This is a genomic window from Tsukamurella pseudospumae (genome assembly GCF_001575205.1).
Lineage (GTDB): Bacteria > Actinomycetota > Actinomycetes > Mycobacteriales > Mycobacteriaceae > Tsukamurella > Tsukamurella pseudospumae.
Window position 1 is genome coordinate 11734 of record NZ_LSRE01000009.1, and the last position, 25251, is coordinate 36984.

Annotated in this window: 17 protein-coding genes; 7 read left to right on the forward strand and 10 right to left on the reverse strand. The window is 70.3% G+C overall.

What is annotated here, in order from left to right:
- Positions 1 to 237: 237 nt before the first annotated feature.
- Positions 238 to 1224: a hypothetical protein gene (locus AXK61_RS06240; protein WP_068744314.1), complete on the reverse strand. Its 987-nt coding sequence runs from the start codon at positions 1222 to 1224 to the stop codon at positions 238 to 240.
- A gap of 190 nt (positions 1225 to 1414) precedes the next feature.
- Positions 1415 to 2626, reverse strand: a complete 1212-nt coding sequence (locus AXK61_RS06245) for a TetR/AcrR family transcriptional regulator (protein ID WP_068744315.1) — start codon at positions 2624 to 2626, stop codon at positions 1415 to 1417.
- A 156-nt stretch (positions 2627 to 2782) separates the two neighbouring features.
- Here AXK61_RS06245 and AXK61_RS06250 point away from each other — a divergent pair, with 156 nt between their 5' ends.
- Together AXK61_RS06250 and AXK61_RS06255 are read left to right on the forward strand one after the other, a co-directional pair.
- Positions 2783 to 3994 carry an acetyl-CoA C-acetyltransferase gene (locus AXK61_RS06250; RefSeq protein WP_068573733.1) on the forward strand — a complete coding sequence of 404 codons (1212 nt, stop codon included), beginning with the start codon at positions 2783 to 2785 and terminating at the stop codon, positions 3992 to 3994.
- A 33-nt stretch (positions 3995 to 4027) separates the two neighbouring features.
- Entirely contained in the window at positions 4028 to 6220 is a 2193-nt protein-coding gene (locus tag AXK61_RS06255) for a 3-hydroxyacyl-CoA dehydrogenase NAD-binding domain-containing protein (protein WP_068744317.1), read from the forward strand.
- A gap of 823 nt (positions 6221 to 7043) precedes the next feature.
- Here AXK61_RS06255 and AXK61_RS06260 read toward each other — a convergent pair.
- Together AXK61_RS06260 and AXK61_RS06265 are read right to left on the reverse strand one after the other, a co-directional pair.
- Complete coding sequence (locus AXK61_RS06260; protein ID WP_331710552.1) at positions 7044 to 7808, reverse strand: GAF and ANTAR domain-containing protein; 765 nt, start codon at positions 7806 to 7808, stop codon at positions 7044 to 7046.
- 97 nt (positions 7809 to 7905) lie between these two features.
- Complete coding sequence (locus tag AXK61_RS06265; RefSeq protein WP_068744319.1) at positions 7906 to 9933, reverse strand: M13 family metallopeptidase; 2028 nt, start codon at positions 9931 to 9933, stop codon at positions 7906 to 7908.
- 158 nt (positions 9934 to 10091) lie between these two features.
- Between AXK61_RS06265 and AXK61_RS06270 the strand changes: the two genes are divergently transcribed.
- Entirely contained in the window at positions 10092 to 12164 is a 2073-nt protein-coding gene (locus tag AXK61_RS06270; protein ID WP_068744321.1) for a CocE/NonD family hydrolase, read from the forward strand.
- 36 nt (positions 12165 to 12200) lie between these two features.
- Here the strand turns inward: AXK61_RS06270 and AXK61_RS06275 are convergent, their stop codons facing one another.
- The gene (locus AXK61_RS06275) at positions 12201 to 12923 is read right to left on the reverse strand and encodes a pirin family protein (RefSeq protein WP_068744322.1); all 723 of its coding nucleotides are present in this window, start codon (positions 12921 to 12923) and stop codon (positions 12201 to 12203) included.
- Positions 12924 to 13002: 79 nt separating this feature from the next.
- Between AXK61_RS06275 and AXK61_RS06280 the strand changes: the two genes are divergently transcribed.
- Entirely contained in the window at positions 13003 to 14634 is a 1632-nt protein-coding gene (locus AXK61_RS06280) for an NTF2-like N-terminal transpeptidase domain-containing protein (protein WP_068744324.1), read from the forward strand.
- A gap of 1 nt (position 14635) precedes the next feature.
- Here the strand turns inward: AXK61_RS06280 and AXK61_RS06285 are convergent, their stop codons facing one another.
- Together AXK61_RS06285 and AXK61_RS06290 are read right to left on the reverse strand one after the other, a co-directional pair.
- The gene (locus AXK61_RS06285) at positions 14636 to 15040 is read right to left on the reverse strand and encodes a DUF3054 domain-containing protein (RefSeq protein ID WP_068573743.1); all 405 of its coding nucleotides are present in this window, start codon (positions 15038 to 15040) and stop codon (positions 14636 to 14638) included.
- 193 nt (positions 15041 to 15233) lie between these two features.
- Entirely contained in the window at positions 15234 to 16499 is a 1266-nt protein-coding gene (locus AXK61_RS06290) for a lysylphosphatidylglycerol synthase transmembrane domain-containing protein (protein WP_082789244.1), read from the reverse strand.
- A gap of 34 nt (positions 16500 to 16533) precedes the next feature.
- On the opposite strand from AXK61_RS06290, the gene macS reads away from it, so the two are divergent.
- Together macS and AXK61_RS06300 are read left to right on the forward strand one after the other, a co-directional pair.
- Positions 16534 to 17736 carry a MacS family sensor histidine kinase gene (gene macS / locus AXK61_RS06295; RefSeq protein WP_068573745.1) on the forward strand — a complete coding sequence of 401 codons (1203 nt, stop codon included), beginning with the start codon at positions 16534 to 16536 and terminating at the stop codon, positions 17734 to 17736.
- Complete coding sequence (locus AXK61_RS06300; RefSeq protein WP_068573747.1) at positions 17718 to 18383, forward strand: response regulator; 666 nt, start codon at positions 17718 to 17720, stop codon at positions 18381 to 18383. Before macS ends, AXK61_RS06300 begins: the two co-directional genes overlap by 19 nt.
- 445 nt (positions 18384 to 18828) lie before the next feature.
- Here the strand turns inward: AXK61_RS06300 and AXK61_RS06305 are convergent, their stop codons facing one another.
- From AXK61_RS06305 to AXK61_RS06315, 3 genes are read right to left on the reverse strand one after another with little or no spacing between them, the layout of a single operon-like run.
- Complete coding sequence (locus AXK61_RS06305; RefSeq protein ID WP_175400077.1) at positions 18829 to 19374, reverse strand: SRPBCC family protein; 546 nt, start codon at positions 19372 to 19374, stop codon at positions 18829 to 18831.
- 30 nt (positions 19375 to 19404) lie between these two features.
- Entirely contained in the window at positions 19405 to 21534 is a 2130-nt protein-coding gene (locus AXK61_RS06310; protein ID WP_082789245.1) for a heavy metal translocating P-type ATPase, read from the reverse strand.
- Between the two features lie 56 nt (positions 21535 to 21590).
- Positions 21591 to 23630, reverse strand: coding sequence for an ABC transporter ATP-binding protein (locus AXK61_RS06315; RefSeq protein WP_068573751.1), 2040 nt, complete (start codon positions 23628 to 23630; stop codon positions 21591 to 21593).
- Positions 23631 to 23763: 133 nt separating this feature from the next.
- Here AXK61_RS06315 and AXK61_RS06320 point away from each other — a divergent pair, with 133 nt between their 5' ends.
- Complete coding sequence (locus tag AXK61_RS06320) at positions 23764 to 25236, forward strand: MFS transporter (protein ID WP_231855458.1); 1473 nt, start codon at positions 23764 to 23766, stop codon at positions 25234 to 25236.
- Positions 25237 to 25251 lie beyond the last annotated feature (15 nt).

Here is a 25251-nt window from a genome sequence, read left to right on the forward strand (position 1 = left end):
GATCAGAGCAGGAAGGCGGCGATCAGTCGGCCGATCGGCACGCCCACGGCGAAACCGAGTCCCACGAAGACGAAGGCGACGAGCCGCTCCTTGAAGAACAGTGTCCACGACGGATCGATCACAGGTCGTTGCGACCACCTCCACGGCCTGCCGTGCCGTGATCGGAACCTGCCGAACATCATCGCTCCTCGGCGGTAGTCCGCGCGGCGGTACCCGGAGCCGCCGTGTCGTGGTCGGTCAGTCGAACCATCCGCCGACCATCTTGCCCAAGCCCTTACCCACTTCGCTGCCGATCACCGCACCGATCCCTGCGCCGACCGCCGTTCCCACCGGGCCGGCGAAGGAGCCGACCGCGGCCCCAGCGAGTGCGCCCCCGGCGATGCCGCCACCCAGCGAGCCCGCCGTCTGGGTGATCGCTTGCGTCCCCGAGGTCTTCCCGTTCTGGTAGTCGTTGATCCCGCCGTACACCGTTGCCGCGGCACCGGTCACGAAATTCGCCCGGGCGAGGAACCTTCCCGCGGCGGCCACGCTCGGGGCGGACGCTCCGCCCAAGGGGATGCCGTGCCGGCCCGGAGTCGCGTGCTCGACGATCTTCGTCGCACCTGCTTCGCCGCCTCCGGTCGCTGCCGTCACCGCGGCGCTCGCCCAGTCGTAGGGGGTTTCGGGCGAGACCGTGTCCGGGACGACACGCGGGCCGCCCGGCGCGGGTGCGCGGATGGCACCCGGCGGGATCGGGCCGACGAACCACGAGGGGTAGACCTGGAGTCCGCCCGGCTGGGATTGGAGGGCGAGGAGTTGCGCGACGGCGTTGCGCGCCTGTTCGATGGCCAGCCCTGCGGCGCCGTAGAGCCCCATGTAGTCGTCCTCGACGAGGGTCATGGCGATCCCGTTGAAGAGTTCGACCGCGGAGGTGACGGCATTGCGGGCGAGGACCGTCAGCGTCGCCGACTTCCCGACGGTGGCGGCCATCGCCTGCGTCGCGGCGTCGTACGTGGTCTTGATCGCGTCGTTGACGACTTTGGTCTCGCCGTACGCGGGGATGCCCAGATCCCCGTCGGGGATGGAGTAGGGGGTGACAGCCGCCTGGGGCAGCGCCGGAGTGCCCCGCCCGAGGGTCGCCCGGAGTCCGCTGAACACGCCGCTGATGTAGTCGCGGGCGCCGCTCTCCACCCAGCCCGGGAAGCTGGGGGCGACTTCGGGCTCGAGCAGTACCAAGCCACCCATACGCCTTACCCCTGCCCGTCGTCGCCGCGGCACGCCCGCCGCGACGCGAACCGCGGCCATCCGTGCGTCTCCACGGAAGGGGCGAAACTCGGACAAATCGTATCAGGCGCCGACTGATCGATCGCGTGATGACCGGAACCTCGGCGTTCGCCGTCGGTTCGCCGACAGGGAGAACCGGCCGGGTAGCCGATCAGAGGCCGAGGGCGGTGTCGACGAGGAAGACGAGTTCGTCGTAGAACCGGGGGCGTCGGCGCAGGCGGCGGGTGCGGGCGAAGTCGTTGGCGATCGTCATCGCGGCGCCCACGGCGATCCGGGCACCCGCGGGGTCGAGCGCACCGTCGGATCCGTCGGACCCAGCGCCGTCGGACCTTGCGCCGTCGGACGCGGCCGAGAGGAGCGCCACCCAGCGCGCCACGTACGCCTTCTGCGCGGCGAGCAGCGCCTCGCCGCCCGACTCGATGACCACCTCGCGGCCGACGGTGAACGCGACCGCGAGGTCGGTGGAGGTCACGAGGTTCGCGGCGTAGGACCGGACCAGCGAGCGCAACTCGACGGCGGGGTCACCGTCGGACACCCCGGCCGCACCGATGACGCCGATCTCGAGCGCGGCGCGTGCGCGGCCCACGACGCCCACCAGGATGGACCCCTTCGAAGGGAAGTGCCCGTACACGCTGGGACCCGAAATGCCAACGGCCGCACCGATGTCGTCCATACTCACGGTGCTGTATCCGCGGGAGAAGAAGAGCTCGGACGCGGCGTCGAGGATCTCGTCGCTGCGCAGCACGGGGGCGCGACGCGCGGGCGGGGCGGGCAGGACCGGGGCCTTCGACGGTGCCGCGCGCAGCACGCGCTGTGCGATCGTCTCGAGATCGGCGCGGTAGCGGCGGATGCCGATGCGGCCGCGGCTCGGCGGCACGGATCCGCCGACGGCGAGGACGGCCCAGGACAGGACGCGGGCGTCGTCGTCGGTGATCTCGGGATGGTCGCGGCGCAGTACCTCGGTCCAGGAGCCGAGGACGGACTCGCTCGCGGCGATCATCTCCCGCGCCTGCTCCGCGGTGAGGTGGCGCCGGTTCCATCGCCACAGGGCGAGCGGCCCGGGGGCCGAGACGGCCATGGCGAAGACCGCCGAGGAGAGGTCGTCGAAGGTGGCACCGGGGCGGGCCAGGACCCGCTCGGTGGTGGCCGACATCTCGTCCACCGCCGAGCGCATGGCGGCGGCGAGGATCGACTCCTTGTCCGGGAAGTGCCGGTAGACGCTGGGGCCGCTGATCCCCGCGGCGCGCGCGATGTCCGACACCGAGACGTTCCCGTACCCGCGGTCGAGGAACAGGCCGGTGGCGACGTCGACGAGTTGTCGACGCCGTTCGGCGGCGCGCAGGCGTGTGTTCGGGGTAGCCATGGTTAACGCCACGATAGCCCACGATCCGAGTGTGATGTAGCCGTCTACATGCATCTCTTTCCAATTAAGCTACAGACGGTTAGCCTGTAGGGGTGACAGCCTCCACGGGCGTCCGTGGGGTCGGTGAACACTGAAGTGAAAGGACGGAAGACCGAAGTGTCTGACGCATTCATCTACGAGGCGATCCGTACGCCCCGTGGCAAGCTCAAGAACGGCTCGCTGACCGCGATCAAGCCCACCGACCTCGTGGTCGGCCTGATCGACGAGATCAAGGACCGCAACGAGAATCTCGATCCCGCGTCGATTGACGACATCGTGCTCGGCGTGGTCTCGCCCGTGGGCGAGCAGGGCGCCGACATCGCCCGCACCGCCTCCATCGTGGCCGGCCTGCCGGACACCGTCGCGGGCGTGCAGATCAACCGCTTCTGCGCCTCGGGCCTCGAGGCCACCAACATCGCCGGCCAGAAGGTCGGCTCCGGCCTCGGTGACGACCTGGTCCTCGCCGGTGGTGTCGAGTCGATGTCCCGCGTCCCGATGGGCTCCGACTTCGGCGCCCTGTTCTACGACGCGCAGTACAGCTACGACAACTACATCGCCCCGCAGGGCATCGGCGCCGACCTGATCGCCACCATCGAGGGCTTCTCCCGCGACGATGTCGACGAGTACTCGGCGCAGTCGCAGGACCTCGCCGCGAAGGCGTGGGACGAGGGCCGCTTCGCGAAGTCCGTTGTCCCGGTCAAGGATCAGAACGGCCTCGTCGTGCTCGACAACGACGAGCACCGTCGTCCCGGCACCACCGCCGCCGACCTCGGCAAGCTGCGCCCCGCCTTCACCGTCGTCGGTGAGATGGGCGGTTTCGACGCCGTCGCGCTGCAGCGCTACAACACGGTCGAGAAGATCAACCACGTCCACACCGGTGGCAACAGCTCGGGCATCGTCGACGGTGCCGCGCTCGTCCTGGTGGGCAACGAGGCCGGCGGCAAGAAGGCCGGCCTGACCCCCCGCGGCCGCATCGTCGCCACCGCGTCGACCGGTGCCGACCCCACGATCATGCTGACCGGCCCGACGCCGGCCACCGAGAAGGTCCTGGCGAAGGCCGGCCTGACGAAGGACGACATCGACGTGTGGGAGCTGAACGAGGCCTTCGCCTCGGTCGTCCTCAAGTGGATGAAGGACTTCAAGCTCGATCGCGAGCAGGTCAACGTCAACGGCGGCGCCATCGCGCTGGGCCACCCCCTCGGCGCCACCGGCGCCATGCTGGTGGGCACCGTGCTCGACGAGCTGGAGCGCACGGGCGGCCGCTACGGCCTCATCACGCTGTGCATCGCCGGCGGCATGGGCTCGGCCACCATCATCGAGCGCATCTGACGCCCGCCGGAACAACAGGAGACTGAAAAACACATGTCTGACAACATGATCCGCTGGGAGCAGGATGCCGACGGCATCGTCGTCCTGACGATGGACGATCCCACCAGCTCGGCGAACACCATGAACGAGCTGTACGGCACGTCCATGCGCGCCACCGTCGACCGCCTCGAGGCCGAGGTCGAGTCGATCACCGGAATCGTGCTCACCTCCGCGAAGAAGACCTTCTTCGCCGGTGGCAACCTGACCGAGATCCGCAAGGCCACGAAGGCCGACGCGCAGAAGGTCTTCGACGAGGTGCAGGAGATCAAGAAGGATCTCCGCCGCCTCGAGAAGCTGCCCAAGCCCGTGGTCGCCGCGATCAACGGTGCCGCGCTCGGCGGCGGCCTCGAGATCGCCCTCGCGACCAACCACCGCATCGCGGCGGACGTGCGCGGCAGCAAGATCGGCCTCCCCGAGGTCAGCCTCGGCCTGCTCCCCGGCGGCGGCGGCGTGGTCCGCACCGTCCGGATGCTGGGGCTGCAGGGCGCGCTCATGGGCGTGCTGCTCCAGGGCCAGCAGATGGCTCCGGCCAAGGCCCAGGCGACGGGCCTGGTCAACGAGCTGGTCGGCACCGTCGACGAGCTGATCCCCGCCGCGAAGGCGTGGATCAAGGCCAACCCCGAGGCCTCGGCGCAGCCGTGGGACGTCAAGGGCCACCGCATTCCCGGCGGCTCCCCGATCGACAAGACCCTGGCACCGAACGCCCCCGCGTTCCCGGCCAACCTGCGCAAGCAGCTCAAGGGTGCGCCGATGCCGGCGCCGGAGGCCATCATGGCCGCCGCGTTCGAGGGCACCTACGTCGACTTCGACACCGCCCTCGAGATCGAGTCGCGCTACTTCACCAAGCTGGCCACCGGCCAGGTGTCGAAGAACATGATCAAGGCGTTCTTCTTCGACCTGCAGCACATCAACGGCGGCGGCTCGCGGCCCGACGGCTTCGAGAAGTACCAGGCCAAGAAGGTCGGCGTCATCGGCGCCGGCATGATGGGCGCGGCCATCGCGTACGTCTCGGCCAAGGCCGGCATCGAGGTCGTCCTCAAGGACATCGACATCGACGCGGCCAAGCGCGGCAAGGCGTACTCGGAGCAGCTCGAGGCGAAGGCGCTGGCCAAGGGCCGCACCACGCAGGAGAAGTCCGACGCGCTGCTCGCCCGCATCACGCCGACCGTCGACCCGCAGGACTTCGCGGGCGTCGACCTCGTGATCGAGGCCGCGTTCGAGTCGGTCGAGGTCAAGAACAAGGTGTTCCAGGAGATCGAGGACATCGTCGAGCCCGACGCCATCCTCGGCTCCAACACCTCGACGCTGCCGATCACCATCCTCGCCGAGGGCGTCAAGCGCTCCGAGGACTTCATCGGCATCCACTTCTTCAGCCCCGTCGACAAGATGCCGCTGGTGGAGATCATCAAGGGCGAGAAGACCTCCGACGCCGTGCTGGCCAAGGTGATCGACTACACCCTGCAGATCAAGAAGACCCCGATCGTCGTCCACGACAGCCGCGGCTTCTTCACCTCGCGCGTCATCGGCACGTTCATCAACGAGGCCCTCGCGGCCATCGGTGAGGGCGTCGACCCGGTGTACCTGGAGCAGGCGGGCCAGCAGGCCGGCTACCCGGCCGCGCCGCTGCAGCTGACGGACGAGCTGACGCTCACCCTGATGCAGAAGATCCGCCTCGCCACCGAGACGGCTCTCAAGGCCGAGGGCAAGGACGTCCCGCAGCACGGCGCATTCGCCGTCGTGGACTGGATGGTCGAGAACGGTCGCACCTCCAAGAAGGACGGCGCGGGCTTCTACGACTACGCCGAGGGCAAGCGGACCGGCCTCTGGCAGGGCTTCCAGGAGCACTTCAAGTCGGGCTCCGTGAAGCCGGACTTCGCAGAGCTCCAGGAGCGCATGCTCTTCATCGAGTCCATCGAGACCGTGCGTTGCTTCGACGAGGGCGTGCTCACGTCCGTCGCCGACGCCAACATCGGCTCGATCTTCGGCATCGGCTTCCCCGCGTGGACCGGTGGCGTCATGCAGTACATCAACGGCTACGAGGGCCGCCCGGGCACGCCCGCCGAGGGCCTCACCGGTCCGAAGGCCTTCGTCGAGCAGGCGAAGTTCCTGGCCGGCAAGTACGGCGAGCAGTTCACGCCGCCCGCCTCGCTGGTCGCCAAGGCCGAGGCCGGCGAGACCTACGAGTAGGTCCGCGTCGAGCACTCGCTCCAACTGAGAGGTCCGGCATCACCCCACAGGTGATGCCGGACCTTTCGTTTCCGGGGTCGACGGTGCGCCGTGCCCGGTTGGCGGCGGTGCGGCGCGGTGTCCGGGTTCGACGGTGCGGGCCGCGTTGAGAAGGCGGGTGCCCGTTCGCCAAGCCATGCGTGCGGCGCATGGTTGCATATTTTGCAGGTCAGAGCGATATTTTCGGTCGAAGCCATGCGTCCGGCGCATGGGTCGCGGCTCGGCGTGGCCTTGGGGGCGGCCGCGTGGCGCGCGGGACGGCGGCGTGGCGTGGGGGGCGACGGCGCGGCGTGGGGGACGGCTGACCCCTCGTCGGACGACCGGCGTTCGGTGGGGGAGCGGACGTTTGGGTCGCGGCTCGGTGTGGCGCGGGGGACGAACCGGAATCGGGGGTCCCTGCGGTGGCCGCGAGGTCGGGGACCGAAGCGCACGGTGATTCCCCATGGATCAGCAGCGGCAGGCGCGAGCCATGCGTGCGGCGCATGGCTCGGTCGCATGAAAAGCCCTTTGACCTGCGGTTATGTGAGGTATGCGTGTCACGCATGGCTTTGCGGATCGGCATGGCACCTCTGGGTCCCCCGGCCACCTCGGCGTTCCCGGGTCGACGTCCACGCGGTACGTCCGGCCGATGGGTCTCCGGGCGCGCTCCCGTAGCGGCCGCCCGCAGCTCGGAGTGCCAGCGCCAGCCGCCGGCGCGCCAGCCGTCGGAGCTCAGCCCGTAGCCCGCGGAGCGCCCGCCGCCGGAGCGTGCGCTCCGGAACGGGCGGGCGCACCGTCGGGTCCGCTACTCCGGACCGGCCTCGATGACCTGCTCCGCGACCTCCGCGAGCCGAACGTTGCTGTCCTGCGAGAGCCGGGCCAACAACCTGAAGGCTGCGTCGGAGTCGAGCTTGTAGCGCTCCATGATCATGCCCTTGGCCTGGCCGATCACGTCGCGGGTGGTGAGGGCGGCGCGGATCTGCTCCTTCTCGCGCACGGCGGAGAAGGCGACCGCCGCGTGCACCGCGAACAGGGAACCGATGGACACGGACTCGGCGTCGAACGAGTGAGGTTCGCGCGCCATCAGATCGAGTGTGCCGTAGGCGTCGTTCTGGACGTACAGGCAGAACGAGAGGATCGAGCCCACACCCGCGGTCTGCGCCGCGAGTGCGAATCGGGGCCAGCGGTCCTCGGCGGAGGTGTCGTCGATGAGGATCGTCGTCGATTCGAAGGTGGCCCCCACGCTGGGCCCCTCCTGCAGGTCGCGCTGGACATCGGCGACCCGTTGCGCCTCGTCGCCGATCACCACCGGATGGGAGATCCCGCCCTTGGGATCGACGAGGGTCACGCTCGCGAAGTCCGCTCCCGGCACCTGCTCCACGGCGAACTGGGTCGCCGCGGTGAGAAGGGACTCCGAATCACCGGACTGCTCGCGCAGCAACCTCGCGATCTCGCCCATCCGCTCGCTGAGGCTCAGTTCCTCGAGGACCACCTCCTCGGCGGGCGGCGTTTCGTGCACGATGCCGAGGATCGAGGGGAGCTGTTCAGTGGTCTGTTTGCGTGAAGGCACGGCCACCCGTTCTCCGTGCCGGTGGGGCACGGGGTTACAACGTGGGTATCCGCCGGTTGCTGGACGGGACAACGGTAGGGCTATTACTGATCGACAGTTACCATATCGAGACCCGACGCTCGGGGTCCAGAAACAGGCGATCCCCGGCAGAGACGCCGAAGGCCGTGTAGAACTCGTCGAGGTTGGACACAATGGCATTGCAACGGAATTCGGCCGGCGAGTGCGGGTCGATGGCCAGTCGTCTGACGGCCTCCTCGGGTCGTGACTTGCCCCGCCAGATCTCGCCCCAGCTGTAGAAGACGCGCTGTAGACCGTTCAGTCCGTCAATCTCCGTGTCGGCATCGTCGACGGTGCCGCCGGCCCGTTCCCGGGCGATGCCGTACGCGACGAGTGCGATGCCCAACCCGCCGAGATCGCCGATGTTCTCGCCGACCGTGAAGCCGCCGTTGACGTGATGCGCGGACCCGTCCGGCTCACCGGCCAGTTCCCTCGGCACCAGCGCGTCGTACTGCTCGATCAGAGCCGTCGTGCGCTTGCCGAACTCCGCGCGGTCGGAGTCGGTCCACCAGTCCTCGAGGTTGCCGTCACCGTCGTACTTGGCTCCCTGATCGTCGAAGCCGTGGCCGATCTCGTGCCCGATCACCGCGCCGATCCCGCCGTAGTTGACGGCGTCGTCGGCGTCCGGGGCGAAGAACGGCGGCTGCAGGATCGCCGCAGGGAAGACGATCTCGTTCATACCGGGGTTGTAGTAGGCGTTCACCGTCTGCGGGGTCATGAACCACTCGTCGCGATCCACGGGCGCGCCGATCTTCGCGAACTCCCGGTCGTGCTCGAAGGCCTCGCCGCGGCGCAGGTTGCCGATGAGGTCGTCGCGGCGGATCTCCAGCGCCGCGTAATCGCGCGCCGCGTCCGGGTAGCCGATCTTCGGGGTGAACTTGCCCAGCTTCTCCAACGCCCGCTCGCGCGTGGCGGGGGTCATCCACGGCAGCTCGGAGATCCGGCGACGGTACGCCTCGACCAGGTCCGCCACCAGCGCCTGCATCCGCTCCTTGGAATCGGCCGGGAAGTGCTGCGCCGTGTACAGCTCGCCGACCGCGAAGCCCAGGTACTGCTCGACCAGCGTGACGCCGCGCTTCCAGCGCTCGCGGATCTCCGGCGTACCGGTGAGCGTGGTGCCGTAGAAGGCGAAGTGCTCATCGACCAGGTCGTCCGTGAGGAACGGGCTGCGCGCGTGCAGCAGGCTCCACGCCAGCCAGGCGCGCCACTGCTCGACCGGCCGATCGGTGATCAGGTCGGCCACGTGTGTGGCGTACGAGGGCTGGCGGACGTTCACCTCCGCGAACACCGGGGAGTCGGCCGAACCTGCGACCGCGGCGACCCAGTCCGTGAGACGCAGGCCGGGCGCCTCGGCGTCCAGCTCGGCGAAGGTCCGCAGGTTGTAGCCCTTGTCGGCGTCGCGACGGTCCACCACGTTCCAGTGCCCGGCGGCGATCGCCGTCTCCAGGTCGAGCACCTGCGCGGCGGCCGCGTCCTCCTCGCCCGGGGCGACGACGCCCTCGAGCGCGCCGGTCGCCAGGCGGAAGGTCGCGGCGACGTGGGCGACGAACTTCTCCCGCACCGGCGCGTACTGCTCCTCGCGGTAGTACGCCTCGTCGGGCAGCGAGATGCCGGATTGCACCAGGTTGACCAGGTAGCGGTCGGACCGCTTGGCATCGGTGTCCACGTAGTAGCCGAGCACGCCGCGCAGGCCCGTTCGCTGCAGGCGCCCGAGCACCGTGACCAGGTCCGACGGTGACTGCACCCAGCGGATCTCGGTCAGCTCGTCGGTCAGCGGCGTCAGCCCGGCAGCGGCGACGGCGGCGGTGTCCATGAAGCTCGCGTAGAGGTCGCCGATCTTGCGGGCGTCGCCGGCGCCGTCGGCCGGGGCGGCGGCGCACTCCTCGACGATGTCGCGCACGTGCTGCTCCGCGGCGTCGCGGAGGGCGTAGAAGGCACCGTCGGTCGAGCGGTCCGCGGGGATCTCGTGGCTGTCCAGCCACTGACCGTTGACGTGGCCGAACAGATCGTCCTGCACGCGGACGGCGGGGTCGACATGGCTGAGGTCCAGGGCGGGAGTGGAGGTCACCTTCCCATCCTGCCAGCTCCTCCTCAGTGATCTCACATGGTGGGAGAACTTACTCGTCAGTATTCCGTGTGACGCCGCACAGCGATACGGTGCCGTGTGATGCATACCGCAAACGGGGCTGGCCTGTGCGGTGGAGCTATGTTCAAGGAGATTCTCGTATGAGGCTGACGCGTCCGCGCCTGCGACTGGTTCTCGCCGCCCTCCTCACGGTGTTCGTCCTCGTGGCGACCGTGGTGACCGTCCCCGGACTGAACGCGAAGGCGAGTGCGGAGCCGTGGAAGCCCGGCCCCGGCGTCGCCGGGATGATCAACCCCGAGTGGATCGCCGATCACGACGGCCCCACGAAGTACCCCAAGATGGCCATCGAGTGGGACGTGCCGGTCACGATGTCCGACGGCACGGTGCTCAAGGCCAACGTCTTCCGCCCCGCCGATGCATCGGGCCGGGCGATCGACACGAAGACCCCGACGATCGTCAACATGACGCCGTACACCAAGTTCGTCAGCGCCATCGCGACGCTCGCGATGAACGTCCCGGTGCTCTCTCCCGCGCTGATCCAGCTGCTGAACCTGTTCAACTTCGCCGGCACCCCGATCGCCGGCGTCAACGACCTGCGTGATGTGCTCAACGGCGGCATGGTCAGCTCCTTCACCGGCTTGGACCCGAAGCTGGTGCAGAACGGCTACACCCAGGTCGTCGTCGATGTCCGCGGAACCGGCAACTCCCAGGGCGTGTGGCAGGTCTTCGCCGAGCGCGAGCAGCAGGACACCGTCGAGGTCCTGGACTGGGTCCGCAAGCAGAAGTGGGCCAACGGCCGGATGGGCATGACCGGCGTGTCCTACTCGGGCATCAACCAGCTCCAGGTGGCGGCGCGGAACCCGAAGGGCCTACAGGCGCTGTTCCCGGTGGTGCCGGGCGCGGACCTGACCGCCGACATCATCGCCCCCGGCGGCGGCCTGGGCGTCGGCTTCCTCGGCCCCTGGCTCGCGCTGGTCAACGTCCTCAAGTTCATCCCGGACATCCGCTCGCTGCTGAACGGCACCTTCGATTGGAAGTGGCTGCAGCAGCGCATCGAGAACCCCGCGGTCTTCGTGCCGCAGCTGCTCTCCGGCGTCTTCTCGCCGAGCGTCGACGGCCTCGACCCGAAGACCAAGGAGCTGATCGACAAGAACTCGCCGCTGCGGCAGGCCTTCCGGACGCCGCTGAACAAGATCACCACGCCCACCTTCGCGTTCGGCGGCTGGCACGACCTGTTCACGAACACCGAATGGCGCCTGCCGTCCGAGCTCAGCAGCCTGCCGCTGTCGAAGAAGAAGGTGATCATCGGCGACGCCTACCACGTCACCGTCACCCATGACCTGGGCGGCGTGAACCAGCCGACCCGCGCCGACGTGCTGCAGAAGGCGTGGTTCGACAAGTGGCTCAAGGACGCCGACAACGGCATCGACAACTACGCGCCGGTCACCGTGCACCGCAAGGGCGGCGGCTGGTGGCAGGGCGACAGCTTCCCGGAGCCGAACCAGCAGTACCAGCGCATGTACCTGTCGAGCCTCACCTCCGGCACGGCGCCGGGCTCGCTGTCCGACAACAGCCTGCAGACCGCGAAGCCGAAGCTCGCGGCGCGGCGCACCGTCGGCCCCGGCCTCAGCACGCTGTGCTCGAACGACACCGGGCAGGCGATGTTCGGCCTCCTGGTCTTCCAGGGCTGCGCCGCCGACAACCGCGTCGCGGAGATGAACGGGCTGACCTTCACGAGTAGGCCCGTCGGGAAGTCGACCGTGATCTCGGGCCCGATCAACCTGCACCTCACGACCACGCAGGACCAGCGGGACGCGTACTGGTCGGTGAACGTCACCGATGTCTCGCCCGACGGCCGGTCCGAGGTGATCAGTTCCGGGCAGCTCACCACCTCGCTGCGGCAGATCGATGACTCCCGCAGCCTCAAGACCGCCGCCGGCGACTACACCGCGCCCTACTACCAGCTCGACATCAACCAGCGGCAGCTGGTCAAGCCGGGGCAGGTCGTGGAGCTCGACATCGCCACGCACGCGGTCAGCGCGATCCTCAAGCCCGGCCATCGCCTCCGGGTGGACGTGTTCGCGCTGAACCTCATCAAGGCCATCACGCTGGGCCCGGTCACCTCGGAGACCAAGTTCTCGCCGCAGCACGTGGTGATCGACCCGAACCGGCCCAGCTACCTCGTGGTGCCCTCGGACCGACCGCTGCCCTAGGTCGCGGGGCGGCCCCGGCGGACCGTCGGGGCCGGGTCAGCCGCCCAGGCGGGTGAGCATGCGCCAGAACAGGAGTTCGGCACCGTCGGGCCCGGCGGTCACGCGCCGTCCGTCCCCGACGGTGCGCAGTGAGTCACCGTCGGACAGCAGTCCCGGGCCCTCGATGTCAGCGGCCCCGTCGGCGAGGTAGAGGTGCCCGAAGGGCGCGTCCGGAAGGTCGACGGTGCCGCCCGGCGCCAGGCGCGCCGCGAACAGGGTGGCGCCGCGGTTCCCGATCCGGACGGCCGCGTCCTGCGCGGGGTCGCCCGACGCGACCGGAACCAGCCCGCCCGCGGCCAGTTCGGCCGTCGTGTCGCGCTGCTCGTACGACGGTGCGCCGCCCGGCTCGTCCGGCAGGACCCACATCTGGACGAACCGGACATCGGCGCCCTCGACGGCGCGGTCGTTGCGCTCGGAGTGCAGCACCCCGGTCCCGGCACTCATGCGCTGCGCGAGACCCGGGTGGACCAGCCCGGCGTGTCCCTCACTGTCCTGGTGGACGAGCGAGCCGGACAGCACCCAGGTGACGATCTCGACGGCGCGGTGGGGGTGCGTGTCGAAGCCCGTGCCCGCCCGGACCTGCTCCGCGTTGCAGGCCAGCAGGATTCCGTGGTGGGTATTGTCGGGATCGTAGTGATCTCCGAAGGAGAAGCAGTGACGCGACCGGACGCCGGGCATCGACGACGCTGCCCGGTCCGCGGAACGCACCACCAGATCCATATCCCAAGGATGCCATGTTCGGAAAGGTAAGCTCCGCCGTCAGGGATGGCGCTGGGCCGTTCACCACGAGGGAGGCGACGTGAGACGGAGCGGTCGGGCACGCCACGGCACCGCCGCACTGGTCTCCGTCCTGCTCCTCGGCGTCGGCGGCGGGCTCGCCGCGTGCGGCGACAGCGCCGTGGCCGAGGTGCAGAAGATGCTCGACAGCTACACCTCGGCGATCGGGGAGGGCAAGGCCGTCGCCGCGGCGGCCGTCACGTCGTCGCCCGACGCGGCGGGTGGTGTCATCGGCCGCACCCTGCGCGACATGAACGCGCAGTCCGTGAAGGTGACCACGGCCAACGTGCAGCGCTACTCCGGCGGCAGCGCGACCTTCGACGTCAAGACGCACTGGAACTTCGGTGACGGGCGGGACTGGGACTACACCACCAAGGGCAGCGCGTCGCAGCTGTCCATCGGCTGGCGGATCTCCTGGGACCCGGCGGTGCTCGCGCCCGGGCTCACCCCGGACACCTCGATCCGGCAGATCCGCACCGACGCCAAGGCACCCAGGGTGTTCGCCGCGGACAAGTCGGACCTGATGTTCGCCGGCACCGTCCATCGCCTCACCGTCGACCCGAACAAGACCAAGAACCTCACCGACAGCCTGACGAGGGTCGCGAAGATCGTCTCGCCCGTCGCGCCGCTGGTCACCCCCGAGTCGCTCGCCGCGAAGGCCAAGGCGGATCCGGGGAAGCCCGTGCCCGTCCTCGACCTGCGCGACGACGACTTCGGCGTGCTCGGAGACAAGCTGACCGCCGTGCCCGGCCTGCAGGACACCCAGGCCCAGGACCTGCTCATCTCGAACCGACAACTGTTCTCGCCCCTCTTCGACGGGATCAAGGGCGCGTGGCAGGCGAACCGGGACGCGACCGCGGGTTGGGAGGTGCAGCTGCTCACGAACGGCAAGCCGCCCACCAAGATCGTCGGCTACCAGGGGCCGCCCGGACCGGACCTGCGCACCGCCATGGATCCCAAGGTCCAGCTCGACGTCGAGAACGCGGTTGTGCAACTGGGCCAGCCCGCCGCGATGGTCGTGGTCTCGGTCTCGACGGGGGCCGTGCTCGCCGCCGCGCAGAACACGCAGGCCAGCGCTGTCTCGACCGACTGGGCCCTCACCGGGCTGTCGACCACGGGGCCGGTCCTCGAGCCGCTGTACAGCGAGGTCAACGCCGCCGCGGGCAAGGACACCGGCAAGCAGGGCAAGCTGCTCGCGCCGCTCGGCATGGGCACCGATTTCGCCATGACCGGCGTGAAGACGGTGACCGCGGAACTGCCGGGGGCAGGCGGGCGCGGACCCGCGGAGCTCGGTGCCGACACCGTCAAGGCCACGCCGTTCGGCATGGCGATCTTCGCCGCGGCCATCGCGAAGGGGAAGACCACCGCGCCGTTCGTGGTGCAGGGCCAGACCGCGAAGCCCAGCGCTCCTATCGGTGACGTCGACGAGAAGATCCTCAAAGCCGTGCGCGCCAAGATGGACGCCACGGTCTCGCCGTCCGGCGACGGCGGCGACCTCGTCGCGACCAAGGCGAAGGGCCTCGTCGGCACCAACGGGCCGGAGGGCCCCGGCTGGTTCATCGGCTACCGCGGCGATCAGGCCTTCGCGATCATGGTCACTGGCGACCGCTCCGGCAGCGGATCGCTGCAGGTGGCCGGGGCGTACCTGAAGTAGCTCAGGCCTTCGCGCGGCGGGCGATCACGAGCTGCGCGACGGCGCGCCAGCCGAGCAGGAACAGGCCGAGCGCGATGGTGGCGACGATGACGAAGCTGACCTCGACGCCCTTCGACGTGAGCAGGCCCCGGGCGGTCATGCCGAAGGCCACCGTCGAGATCCAGATGATGACGCCCGCGGGGAAGACGCGCCCCGGGTAGAAGGTCTGCGCGCGCCCGGGCTCGTGGCCGCGCAGGGCGGCCAGCACGTAGGTGAAGGCCCAGCCCACGGCGAGGGCCAGCAGGAAGGGCCACGCGGTCTCGGCGAACCCGGCCGGCGAGAACGCCTCGTTGTGGTTGAACCGCCCGATCACGACGAACAGCAGCACGAAGACGACGTCGAGGACGGCGATGGCCGGAATGCGCATGTGACCACGGTAGACGGTGCTCGGCACGCGGTCGGGGCGCGGTCCTCCCAGACGCGCCCCGACCGGGCCTGACCCCCTCGCCCCCCTCCACTCCGGGGCGATGTGAGCGTGCGGGTCGTCCGCTCACAGGGACGACGATGCCCCGTCGTCCTTGAGAGCCGGTTGCAGCGCGCTAAAAGGGCAGGTGGGGGTGCTAACTCGGGCTGGTCGACGGTCCGCTGTCGCCCTCGGGGGCTTCGACCGTGCGATCGGCGTCCTGCGCGGGCCGGGTGCTGCCGGGCTTGCCGCTGCCGCCGGCCGCGTCGGGGTCGACGTCCAGGGTGGCGCGGTAGCTGCGGTATCCGACGACGATCACGATCCAGCCGACCACCACGACGAGGACGTAGCTGACCAGCCGGTACAGCAGGGTCGCCGTCAGTGCCGAGCTGGCGGGCATCCCCGCCAGCACGAGCGCGGGGACCAGCGCCGCCTCGACCAGCCCGAGGCCGCCCGGGATGGGGCTGACGGTGTTGACCAGCTTCGACGCGGCGTAGGCGCCGGCGAGCGCGGCGAGGCCGGGCGCGTCGCCGACGGCGTAGCAGGCGAACGCGAGGCAGGCCACGTCGGCGACCCAGTTGAACAGGGACCACCCGAAGGCCTCGGCGCCGTAGCGGCGGCTCAGCTTCACGGCCTGCAGCTGGTCGAGGATCTCCTTCCAGCGGGCGAGCCAGGTGTCCTCCGGCTTGTTGCGCAGGTCGTTGATCCAGCGGATGAGCCGCGCCCCGACGACGTAGAGGCCGTCCGGGTGCGAGGCCACGTACTGCACCAGCACGATGAAGACCACGAGCATCGCGACGGAGAACACCACGGAGTAGGGGCTGGTCTTGGCGCCGGCCAGCAGGCCGCCCGCGAGTCCGAGGACGGCGAGCCCCGCCGACATGAGCAGGCCGCTCATCACGATCTGCCAGGTCGCGATCACCGGCGAGGCGCCCCACATGCGGGTGCGCCGGTAGACCAGCGTCGGCGCGAGCACCTGCCCACCGGGCAGCGACTGCGAGACCGAGTTGGACGCCATCTGCAGGCTCAGCGCCTGCCGCTGCGTCACGGGCACGCCCGCGGACCGCAGCAGGGTACGCGTGACCTGGGCGAACGAGTCCATCGAGAAGAACACCGCGATGACGCAGGCGACGACCCACTCCCACCGGATGTGCTTGAGCTCGCGGACCGACTTCGACACTGTCGGCCAGAACAGATACGCCTCGACGCCGAGGACGATCGCGAGGATCACCAGCAGGGTGCGCCGCACCCACTTCCAGCGCCGCCGGTTCAGCACCGGCCGTTTGCCGCCCTCGGCATCGGCCGTGATCGCCGCTGCGGCGTCGTCGGGCGTGTCCGCCCCGGTCGGACCGTCGACGTCCGCTCCCGGCGCCGCGGCCGGGTCCGGGCGATCCGCCCGGTCGGCCGATTCACCTTCGCTCATCGGCGCCAGCCTACTCACCGGTTAACGTGGGCACATGCAAGGCCTCGCTACCCGTCTACGGCGCGCCGAGTCCGCCGACGGGGCCACGTCCGACGGCGGGGATCCCCGCGCGCCGCTGTGGCGCGGCGCGCAGTGGTTCCGGGCACTGTCGGTGCTCTACGCCGTCGGCCGGCAGATCGACGAGGCGGACCGGTACCGGCACGTGGGCTGGAGCTGGGTGATGATCGGCGCCGTCGTAGTGGTGAGCCTGGTCGCCGGATTCGGCTACGTGCGTGGATTCGGGCGGCACCGGTGGTTCGTGCTCGCCGAGTTCGCGGTCGCCGCGGTCCTGGCGCTGGGCACCGTCTGGGTGGCGTCGCCGGCGTTCACCGCGCACAACCAGACCCTCCCGACCACACTGTGGCTCACCAATCCCGTGGTCTCCGCAGCGATCCTGTCCGGGCCGGTCGCGGGCGTGATCGGCGGCATCGTCATCGCCGCGATCAACGCGATCTACCGCGGCACCTTCCCCGAGACGATCCTCCGCGACGCCAACTATCCCGTCTTCATGGCGGTGGGCCTGGGGATCGGCGTGGCCGCGCGCGTGGCCATTCGCTCGCAGGAGCAGCTGCGCGAGGCCGAGCGCGTCGCCGCGGAGGCCCGCGCCCGGGAGCGCCTCGCCCGGGAGGTGCACGACGGGGTGCTGCAGGCCCTCGCCTTCCTGGCCCGACGGTGCGCCGCCCTCGGCGGCCCCGGGACGGAGCTGGGCGCGCTGGGCGAGCTCGCGGCGCAGCAGGAGCGGGCGCTGCGCCGCCTGATCGCCGAGACGCCGGGCGGCACCGTCGAACCGGGGACAGCCGGCGACGGCGACCTGGTGGACCTGCGGGAGCTGCTGCGGCCGCTGGCGTCGTCGACCGTGACCCTCGCCGAGCCCGGCGGGGCGGTGACGCTGCCCGCCTCGACCGCGGCGGAGGTGACCGCGGCGGTCCGGAACGCTCTGGAGAACACCCTCCGGCACGCCGGTCCCGGGGCGCGGTCCTTCCTGCTGCTCGAGGATGTGGGCGACGCGGTCCTGGTGACCGTGCGCGACGACGGTGCAGGCATCGCGCCGGGGCGCCTCGACGCCGCGCGCGCCGAGGGCAGACTGGGGGTGGCGGAGTCGATCGTCGGACGGATGCGTGAGCTGGGTGGGCGCGCGGAGTTGACGACCGGCGTGGACGAGGGAGTGGAATGGGAGCTATGGATACCCCGGACGTAGCCGCGAACGCGGACATCTCCGTACTGGTGGTGGACGACCACCCGATGTGGCGCGACGCGGTCGCGCGCGACCTCGAGGCCCGCGGATTCGTCGTCGCGGGGACGGCGGACTCGGTGGCCGCCGCGGGGCGGATCGCCGGTGCGGTGCAGCCGCGGGTCGTGCTGATGGACATGTCGCTGCCCGACGGCGACGGCGCCGCGGGTACCGCGCTGGTGCTGGCCGCGGCACCGAAGGCCCAGGTGCTGATCCTGTCCGCGTCGGACGAGCGCGACGACGTTGTCGAGGCCGTGAAGGCCGGGGCCTGCGGCTACCTCGTCAAGAGCGCCTCCGCCGACGAGCTGGTCGCAGCCGTGCACGCCACTGCGGCCGGGCAACCGGTCTTCACGCCCGGCCTCGCGGGGCTGGTGCTGGGGGAGTTCCGGCGGATGGCCGCGGCGCCGGAGCCGACGCCCGCCGCGGCGCTCACGCCGCGCGAGACGGAGGTGCTGCGCCTGGTGGCGAAGGGCCTGTCCGCCAAGCAGATCGCCACCCGGCTGCACCTGAGCCACCGCACCGTCGAGAACCACGTGCAGGCCACGCTCCGCAAGCTCCAGCTGGGTAACCGTGTGGAGCTGGCCCGCTACGCGTTGGAGAACGGGCTGGATTGAAGCGGGTGCGGCGGCGCGGCGGCGCGCGAGCGGGTGCGCAGAGGCGGGATGTGCTGGCGCGCAAAGCAACGGCCCATCGCGATCATCGGACTCTCCGATCTTGACCGGTTCGGACAATGACGGCAGAGGCGCCGATCAGGCCGTCCAGCAAGATGTTCGGCGTCCAGCGTCTCGGTCATCTGGGGGCTGTGAGACCTCCGAGTCTGCACGGATCGATCCGTGCTCGATTCCGTGGGTGGCTACCTCCAGGAGGGATTCCTCAGGGGCAGAAGCCGCCGGATCTGTAGGTGATGTGCGTCGGTCGCGGATGTGGCGGCCGGGTACCGACGCGCGGTTGTCCGAATCGGTCAGGAACCGAGAGTCGCGTGGTCGAGGTGCCGCGCCTGGTGACGAAGGGCCTGTCCGCCACGCAGATTGCGACCCTTCTGCATCTGACGCCGGTTCATCACCGCAACTGCTCGACCGCCAGAGCACTCATCCGTTCCAGGGTCGGAACGATCGCGCGGTTGAGGAAGGCGATCGCCGGGCGGGCGAAGGGTCTGCCCAGCGCGGTGAAGTCGATGCCGGCGCGGTAGTGGATCCGGCAGCGGGTTTCGTCCACCGCCTCGAACGTGACCCGCTCCATGAAGCTGGAGAAGAAGCGCGGCCGGAACGAGGTGGCGGTGAACGACCACAGGCGGTTCTCCTCCCAGGCCACGAATCGTTCCTCGAGGCTGCCGAGGCCGTAGAGGAAGGTGACGGTGCGCGTCGACCCCACGCCGTGCTCGGGGTCCGACGTGGGCGTGACCGCCGTGACGAACCAGCCCAGCCAGCGGGTGCCGCCGCGGTTGTCCTTGAAGACCTCGAACGCCGCCTCCACCGGCGCAGGGCAGTCGTGCACGTAGTCGACCGTGTAGGGCGCCGTGTCCGCGAACTCAGGTGGTTGCTGCGTCGTCTTGGCCACGATCGGCCCTTTCACGTCGGTGCCCGCGGTGCGGGGCGTTGCCGCCACCATAGCGATCGTCTCGCGTGTGCACCGGCGTCACGGCCGAGCGGGTCGGGTCCCCACGAGCTTCGCGGTCACAGCCTGCGGACGCAGGTCCAGGCGGCGGAGGAGCTGCGCGTTGAGCGCCACCACCACCGTCGAGAGCGACATCAGGATCGCGCCCACCGACATGGGCAGCACGAAACCGATCGGTGCGAGCACTCCGGCGGCGAGCGGGACCGAGATCAGGTTGTATCCCGCCGCCCACCACAGGTTCTGCTGCATCTTGCGGTACGAGGCCCGCGACAGCTCGATCACCGACAGCACGGACCGGGGGTCGTCGCTCGCGAGGATGACGCCCGCGGAGGCGATCGCCACGTCGGTGCCCGCGCCGATGGCCAGGCCCACGTCCGCCTGCGCCAGCGCCGGCGCGTCGTTGACGCCGTCGCCGACCATCGCGACCCGCCGGCCCTCGTGCTGCAGCTCGGCGACCGTGGCCGCCTTGTCCTCCGGGCGCACGCCGGCGAAGACGCGGTCGATCCCGAGGTCGTCGGCGACGGTGCGGGCCACGGCTTCCGCGTCGCCGGTGATCATGACCACCTGGATCCCGAGGGCGTGCAGCGCGTCGACGGCCTCGCGGGACTCCGGCCGCACCTCGTCCGCCAACGCCAGCGCGCCGAGCACGTCGCCGTCGCGGAGCACGTGCAGGATGATCGCGCCGTGCGCGCGCCAGGCGTTCGCGACCGGAAGTTCCTGCGCGCCTTCCTCGGCGAGCAGGTGCGGGCCGCCGACGCGGATCGTCGCACGGTCGACCGTCGCCGTGACGCCCACGGCCGGAGAGCTGCTGAAGTCGGTGGCGGCGGGCACCGTCAGGCCGCGGTCCGCGGCGGCGCGGATGATCGCGCGGGCCAGCGGGTGCTCGCTATCGGCCTCCGCCGCGGCGGCGAGGGTGAGGACGGCGTCGTCGTCGCCCGACACCGCACTGATCTCGGTGACGGTCGGCTCGCCCCGCGTGAGGGTGCCGGTCTTGTCGAACAGCACGGCGTCGACGGTGCGCATGCTCTCGAGTGCCAGCCGATCCTTCACCAGCACACCGCCCTTCGCCGCGCGCTCGGTGGCGATGCTGACCACCAGCGGAATCGCCAGACCCAGTGCGTGGGGGCACGCGATCACCAGCACCGTGATGGTGCGGACCACGGCGTCGTCGGGCATCCCCAGCGCCGACCACACGGCCGCCGTGATCGCGGCCGCGCCCAGCGCGAACCAGAACAGCCAGCCCGCGGCGCGGTCGGCCAGCCGCTGGGCGCGGGAGGTCGAGTTCTGCGCCTGGGCGACCAGCCGGCCGATGCCGGCGAGGGCGGTGTCGTCGCCGATCGCCGTGACCCGCACGCGCAGACCGGAATCGGTGGCGACGGTGCCCGCCGTAACGGGATCGCCGAGGGTCCGCTCGACGGTGCGCGACTCGCCGGTGATCATCGACTCGTCCAGCGCCGCAGTACCGTCCACGACGACGCCGTCCGCGGGGACCGAGCCGCCCGGGCGCACCACCACGACATCGCCCACGCGCAGCTCCGACGGTGCGACGGTGACGATGGTGGCCCCGTCGACCCGCTCCGCCTCGTCCGGCAGGAGCGCGGCGAGCGAGTCCAGCGCGGAGGTGGTCTGCGCGAGCGAGCGCATCTCGATCCAGTGGCCCAGCAGCATGATCACAATGAGAAGCGCCAGCTCCCACCAGAAGTCGAGCTGGTGGTCGAGGATGCTCAGCGAGGCGCCCCAGGACGCGACGAAGGCGACGGTGATCGCCAGCCCGATCAGCAGCATCATGCCGGGCTTGCGGGCCTTGATCTCCGAGACGGCCCCCGTCAGGAAGGGCTTGCCGCCCCACACGTACATGACGGTGCCGAGCGCCGGCGAGACCCACCGCAGACCGGGTACGTCCGGGAGTGAGTAGCCCAGGATCATCGCGAACATGTCCGACAGCGCGACCGTCGGAACGGCGAGCACCAACATGATCCGGAACAGTCGCCGGAACTGCGCGACGTGGTCGCCGTGGCCTGCATGGCCACCGTGGCCGGAGTGGTCCATCCCGGGCATGGCTGCCATGTCGTGCCCGGGCATGTCGTGCCCCGTGTGCGCCGTCATGTCGTGTGCGGCGTGCGTGGTGCCGGCGCCGTGGTCGTGTTCCATGACGCCGACGATATACCCCTAGGGGGTATAGATCAAGGGCGGTCTCGCACAGCCGACTACTGGATCGCGGGCGGCCACTCGGATTCGGAACCCACCGGACGGACGGGTGCTCGGGCATCGAGAATGGGCGTGATGAGCTCCGCAACAGCATGCGCGAGGTCGTCGAACTCGGGGCATCGGTCCGCGCGGCGGCCGGGCAGGGGAGCCTGGTCGCGGGAGCTGGCGCCGTCGATGCGCGCTGCCGCGAGTTGCTGCTCGGCGAGCTCGGTGTACAGGCCGTTCCGCGCCATGAGCTCGGTGTGCGTGCCGGATTCGACGATCCGGCCGGCGTCGACGACGAGGATGACGTCCGAGTCGACGATGGTGGAAAGGCGGTGCGCGACAGTAATCGTCGTGCGGCCGTGGGCGACGGTGTCGAGCGCCTCCTGGACCACGCGTTCCGACACCGTGTCCAGCGCGGACGTCGCCTCGTCGAGCAGCAAGACCGGGGGATCCTTGAGGAGTACCCGTGCGATCGCGATGCGTTGTTTCTCGCCACCGGAGAGCCGGTACCCGCGTTCCCCGACCATGGTGTCGTAGCCCTGCTCGAAGCCGGTGATGATGTGGTCGATGTTGGCGGCGATGCACGCCTGCCGGAGTTCCTCGTCGGTGGCATCGGGCTTCGCGTAGCGCAGGTTGTCGGCGATGGTGGCGTGGAACAGGTAGGTCTCCTGAGCGACGATGCCGACCTCGTCGATGATCGACGCCGCAGTGAGCGTGGTGACGTCCGCGCCGTCGAATCGGACCGCCCCCGACGTGGCGTCGTAGAGACGTGGGATCAGGTAGAGGATCGTGGACTTACCGGATCCCGACGGTCCCACCAGCGCGACGTGCTGCCCGGGCTCGACCCGGAAGCTGATGTCGTCCAAGGTGGGTCGGCTGTCGTCCGCAGCGTCCGGGAACCGGAAGGTGACCTCCTCGAGGGCGATGCTCCCGCGGGGCCCGGGCGCGTTCGAGGCGTCGATCGCGTCCGGGTCGTCTTCGATCTGGGGGACCAGGTCGAGATACTCGAAGATCCGCGCGAACAGTGCCCGGGAGGTCTGGACATCGAGCGCGACGCGCATCAGTGATACCAGGGGTTGCAGCAAGCGCGCCTGGACAGTCGTGAAGGCGACGATCGCGCCCGCCGTGATCCCGCCACCCTGATCGCCGGTGAGCAGGAATCCCGCGATCAGGTAGATCACCGCGGGCACGGACGACATGAGCACCTGAACGACCGCGAAGAAGGTCTGACCGCTCATCGCCTGCTGTACCTGCAGGTCGATCTGGTTGGCGTTCTCCCGCTGGTAGCGAACGGATTCGGTGCGCTGCCGGTTGAACGATTTGGACAGCAGGACGCCGGAGATGCTCAGCGTCTCCTGCGTGATCGCCGTCAGCTCCGACAGCGATTCCTGCGTTCGGCCGGCGATCTTCGCGCGGACCCGCCCGACGCGCCGCTGCACCAGGGTCAGGATCGGCATGATCGCGACGGACACGAGCGTCAGTCGCCAGTCGATGAGCACCATGGCCACCAGCGACGCGATCACCGTCACCACGTTGCCGAGAATCGATGTGACGGTGGAGGTCAGCACTCCGGACACGCCACCCACGTCGTTCTGCAGACGTGACTGGATGACCCCGGTCTTGGTGCGGGTGAAGAACCCCAGCTCCATCGACTGGAGGTGCTCGAAGAGCTGAACCCGCAGATCGCCGGTGATGCGATTGCCGATGGTCGCGGTGAACCACGCTTGGAGGACGTTGAGGAGCGCTGCGACGAGGTACAGGCCGATCATGCCCAGCACCAGCCACATCAGCAGGGACATCGACGGGGTGCCGGCCTTCGGGAAGAGGGCGTCGTCGAACACCCGCTCCACCAACAGCGGGGGAACGACGCCGATCGCGGCGGTGATCATCACGAGCGCGCACGTGATGATGATCTGCGCTCTGTACGGCGCGAACAGGGCGACGATCCGCCGTCCGAGGTGGGCCACATCGGGAGCCGCGGCGTTCTGCACCCGCACCGCATCCTCGTCGATAGCCCGCATACCGCCCCGGCCACCCGGACCTGGTCCCGTCATGCCCCGGACCCTACGCCGCGACGAACATCGTGCAGTGGCGGACAGAGCCGATGGTGCGGTCCGTCGACTGATGCGACCATGGACGTGGTCCGCTCGTCGGGCCGCGGTTCGGCTCCCGGAGAGGTGGTTGTGCGTGAGGTTGCGCCGAAGGAGATCCGCCCCGGACCACGCCGTCGTGTCCGGTGACGCGGGTGGCCCGACCCAGCGGCTGGCACTGGCATCGCCGCCCGGCCGGTGGCTGGTGGCCGCCGCGGTCCTCGGCTCCGGCGTCGCCTTCCTCGACGGCTCGGTGGTCAACGTGGCGCTGCCCGCGATCGGGCGGGACCTCGGCGGCGGACTGTCGATGCTGCAGTGGGTGCTCGACGGGTACCTGCTCACCCTCAGTGCGTTGCTCCTGCTGGGCGGCGCACTCGGCGACAGGTACGACCGGCGCACCGTCTTCCTGTCCGGCCTGGCGGTGTTCACGCTCGCGTCGATCGCGTGCGGGTTCGCCCCCACCGGCGAGATCCTGATCGCGGCGCGCGTGGTGCAGGGCATCGGCGGCGCGCTCCTGGTGCCCAACAGCCTCGCGCTGATCGACACCGTGATCCGCGCCGAGGACCGGGGGCGGGCGATCGGCGTGTGGGCCGGGCTGAGCGGCGTCTCGTCCGCGATCGGGCCGTTCGTCGGGGGATGGCTCGTCGACTCGGCGTCGTGGCGCTGGGTGTTCCTGATCAACGTGCCGCTCGCAGCGGCGGCCCTGGCCCTGACCGTTCGCCACGTGCCGCGGATCCGTCCGACGCGGGTGCGGGGCGGGCTCGACGTGGCCGGCGCGACCTGCATCACGATCGGCCTGGGCGGCGCGACCTTCGCGATGATCGAGGCCCCGGTGCAGGGCTGGACGCCGATCGTCCTGCTCGCCCTCGCCATCGGGGTGTCGGCCCTCGCCGCGTTCCCCGTCGTCGAACACCGCGCGGCGGACCCGCTCGTTCCGATGCACCTGTTCCGATCGGCGCGGTTCAGCGGAACGAACATCGTCACCCTCGCCGTCTACACCGGGCTGGGCGGCGCGCTGTTCCTGCTGTCGCTGCACCTGCAGACGAACCTCGGCTACTCAGCCCTGGAGGCCGGTCTCGCGTTCGTTCCCTTCACCGCCGTCATGGCGCTCCTGTCGGGGCGGATCGGCGCGCTCGCGCAGCGGACCGGCCCCCGCGCGCTGATGACCGTCGGACCGATGGTCGCCGGGGCCGGCCTCGCCCTCCTGGTGCGGGTCGTGCCGGGCGCGGGCTACTGGGGCGGGGTGCTGCCCGGCGTCCTGGTGTTCGGGTCGGGCATGGCGATGACGGTCGCGCCGCTCACGTCGACGGTGCTCGACGCGGTGCCCGCCGAGTACGTCGGGGCCGCTTCCGGTGCCAACAACGCGATCTCGCGGTTCGCCGGCCTGCTCGCCGTGGCCGTCCTGCCGCTCGCGGTGGGCATCACCGACCCGAGCGGAGCCTCCCTCGCGAGCGGCTTCGCCCGGGCGATGCTGGTCTCCGCCGCGCTCTGTGTGATCGGGGGGATCGTCGCGTTCGTGTCGCTACGACCGCCCCCGGGCCGCGCGGATCGGGCCGGTGGGGCCGGCTGAGAAAGCGGCACCCGC

What these genes read in the sequence shown, in the direction of transcription:
- AXK61_RS06240 (WP_068744314.1), bottom strand. Translation starts at nt 1,224, where the DNA reads ATGGGTGGCTTGGTACTGCTCGAGCCCGAAGTCGCCCCCAGCTTCCCG.
- AXK61_RS06245 (WP_068744315.1), bottom strand. Translation starts at nt 2,626, where the DNA reads ATGGCTACCCCGAACACACGCCTGCGCGCCGCCGAACGGCGTCGACAA.
- AXK61_RS06255 (WP_068744317.1), top strand. Translation starts at nt 4,028, where the DNA reads ATGTCTGACAACATGATCCGCTGGGAGCAGGATGCCGACGGCATCGTC.
- AXK61_RS06270 (WP_068744321.1), top strand. Translation starts at nt 10,092, where the DNA reads ATGAGGCTGACGCGTCCGCGCCTGCGACTGGTTCTCGCCGCCCTCCTC.
- AXK61_RS06275 (WP_068744322.1), bottom strand. Translation starts at nt 12,923, where the DNA reads ATGGATCTGGTGGTGCGTTCCGCGGACCGGGCAGCGTCGTCGATGCCC.
- AXK61_RS06285 (WP_068573743.1), bottom strand. Translation starts at nt 15,040, where the DNA reads ATGCGCATTCCGGCCATCGCCGTCCTCGACGTCGTCTTCGTGCTGCTG.
- AXK61_RS06290 (WP_082789244.1), bottom strand. Translation starts at nt 16,499, where the DNA reads ATGAGCGAAGGTGAATCGGCCGACCGGGCGGATCGCCCGGACCCGGCC.
- macS (WP_068573745.1), top strand. Translation starts at nt 16,534, where the DNA reads ATGCAAGGCCTCGCTACCCGTCTACGGCGCGCCGAGTCCGCCGACGGG.
- AXK61_RS06300 (WP_068573747.1), top strand. Translation starts at nt 17,718, where the DNA reads ATGGATACCCCGGACGTAGCCGCGAACGCGGACATCTCCGTACTGGTG.
- AXK61_RS06310 (WP_082789245.1), bottom strand. Translation starts at nt 21,534, where the DNA reads ATGGAACACGACCACGGCGCCGGCACCACGCACGCCGCACACGACATG.
- AXK61_RS06315 (WP_068573751.1), bottom strand. Translation starts at nt 23,630, where the DNA reads ATGACGGGACCAGGTCCGGGTGGCCGGGGCGGTATGCGGGCTATCGAC.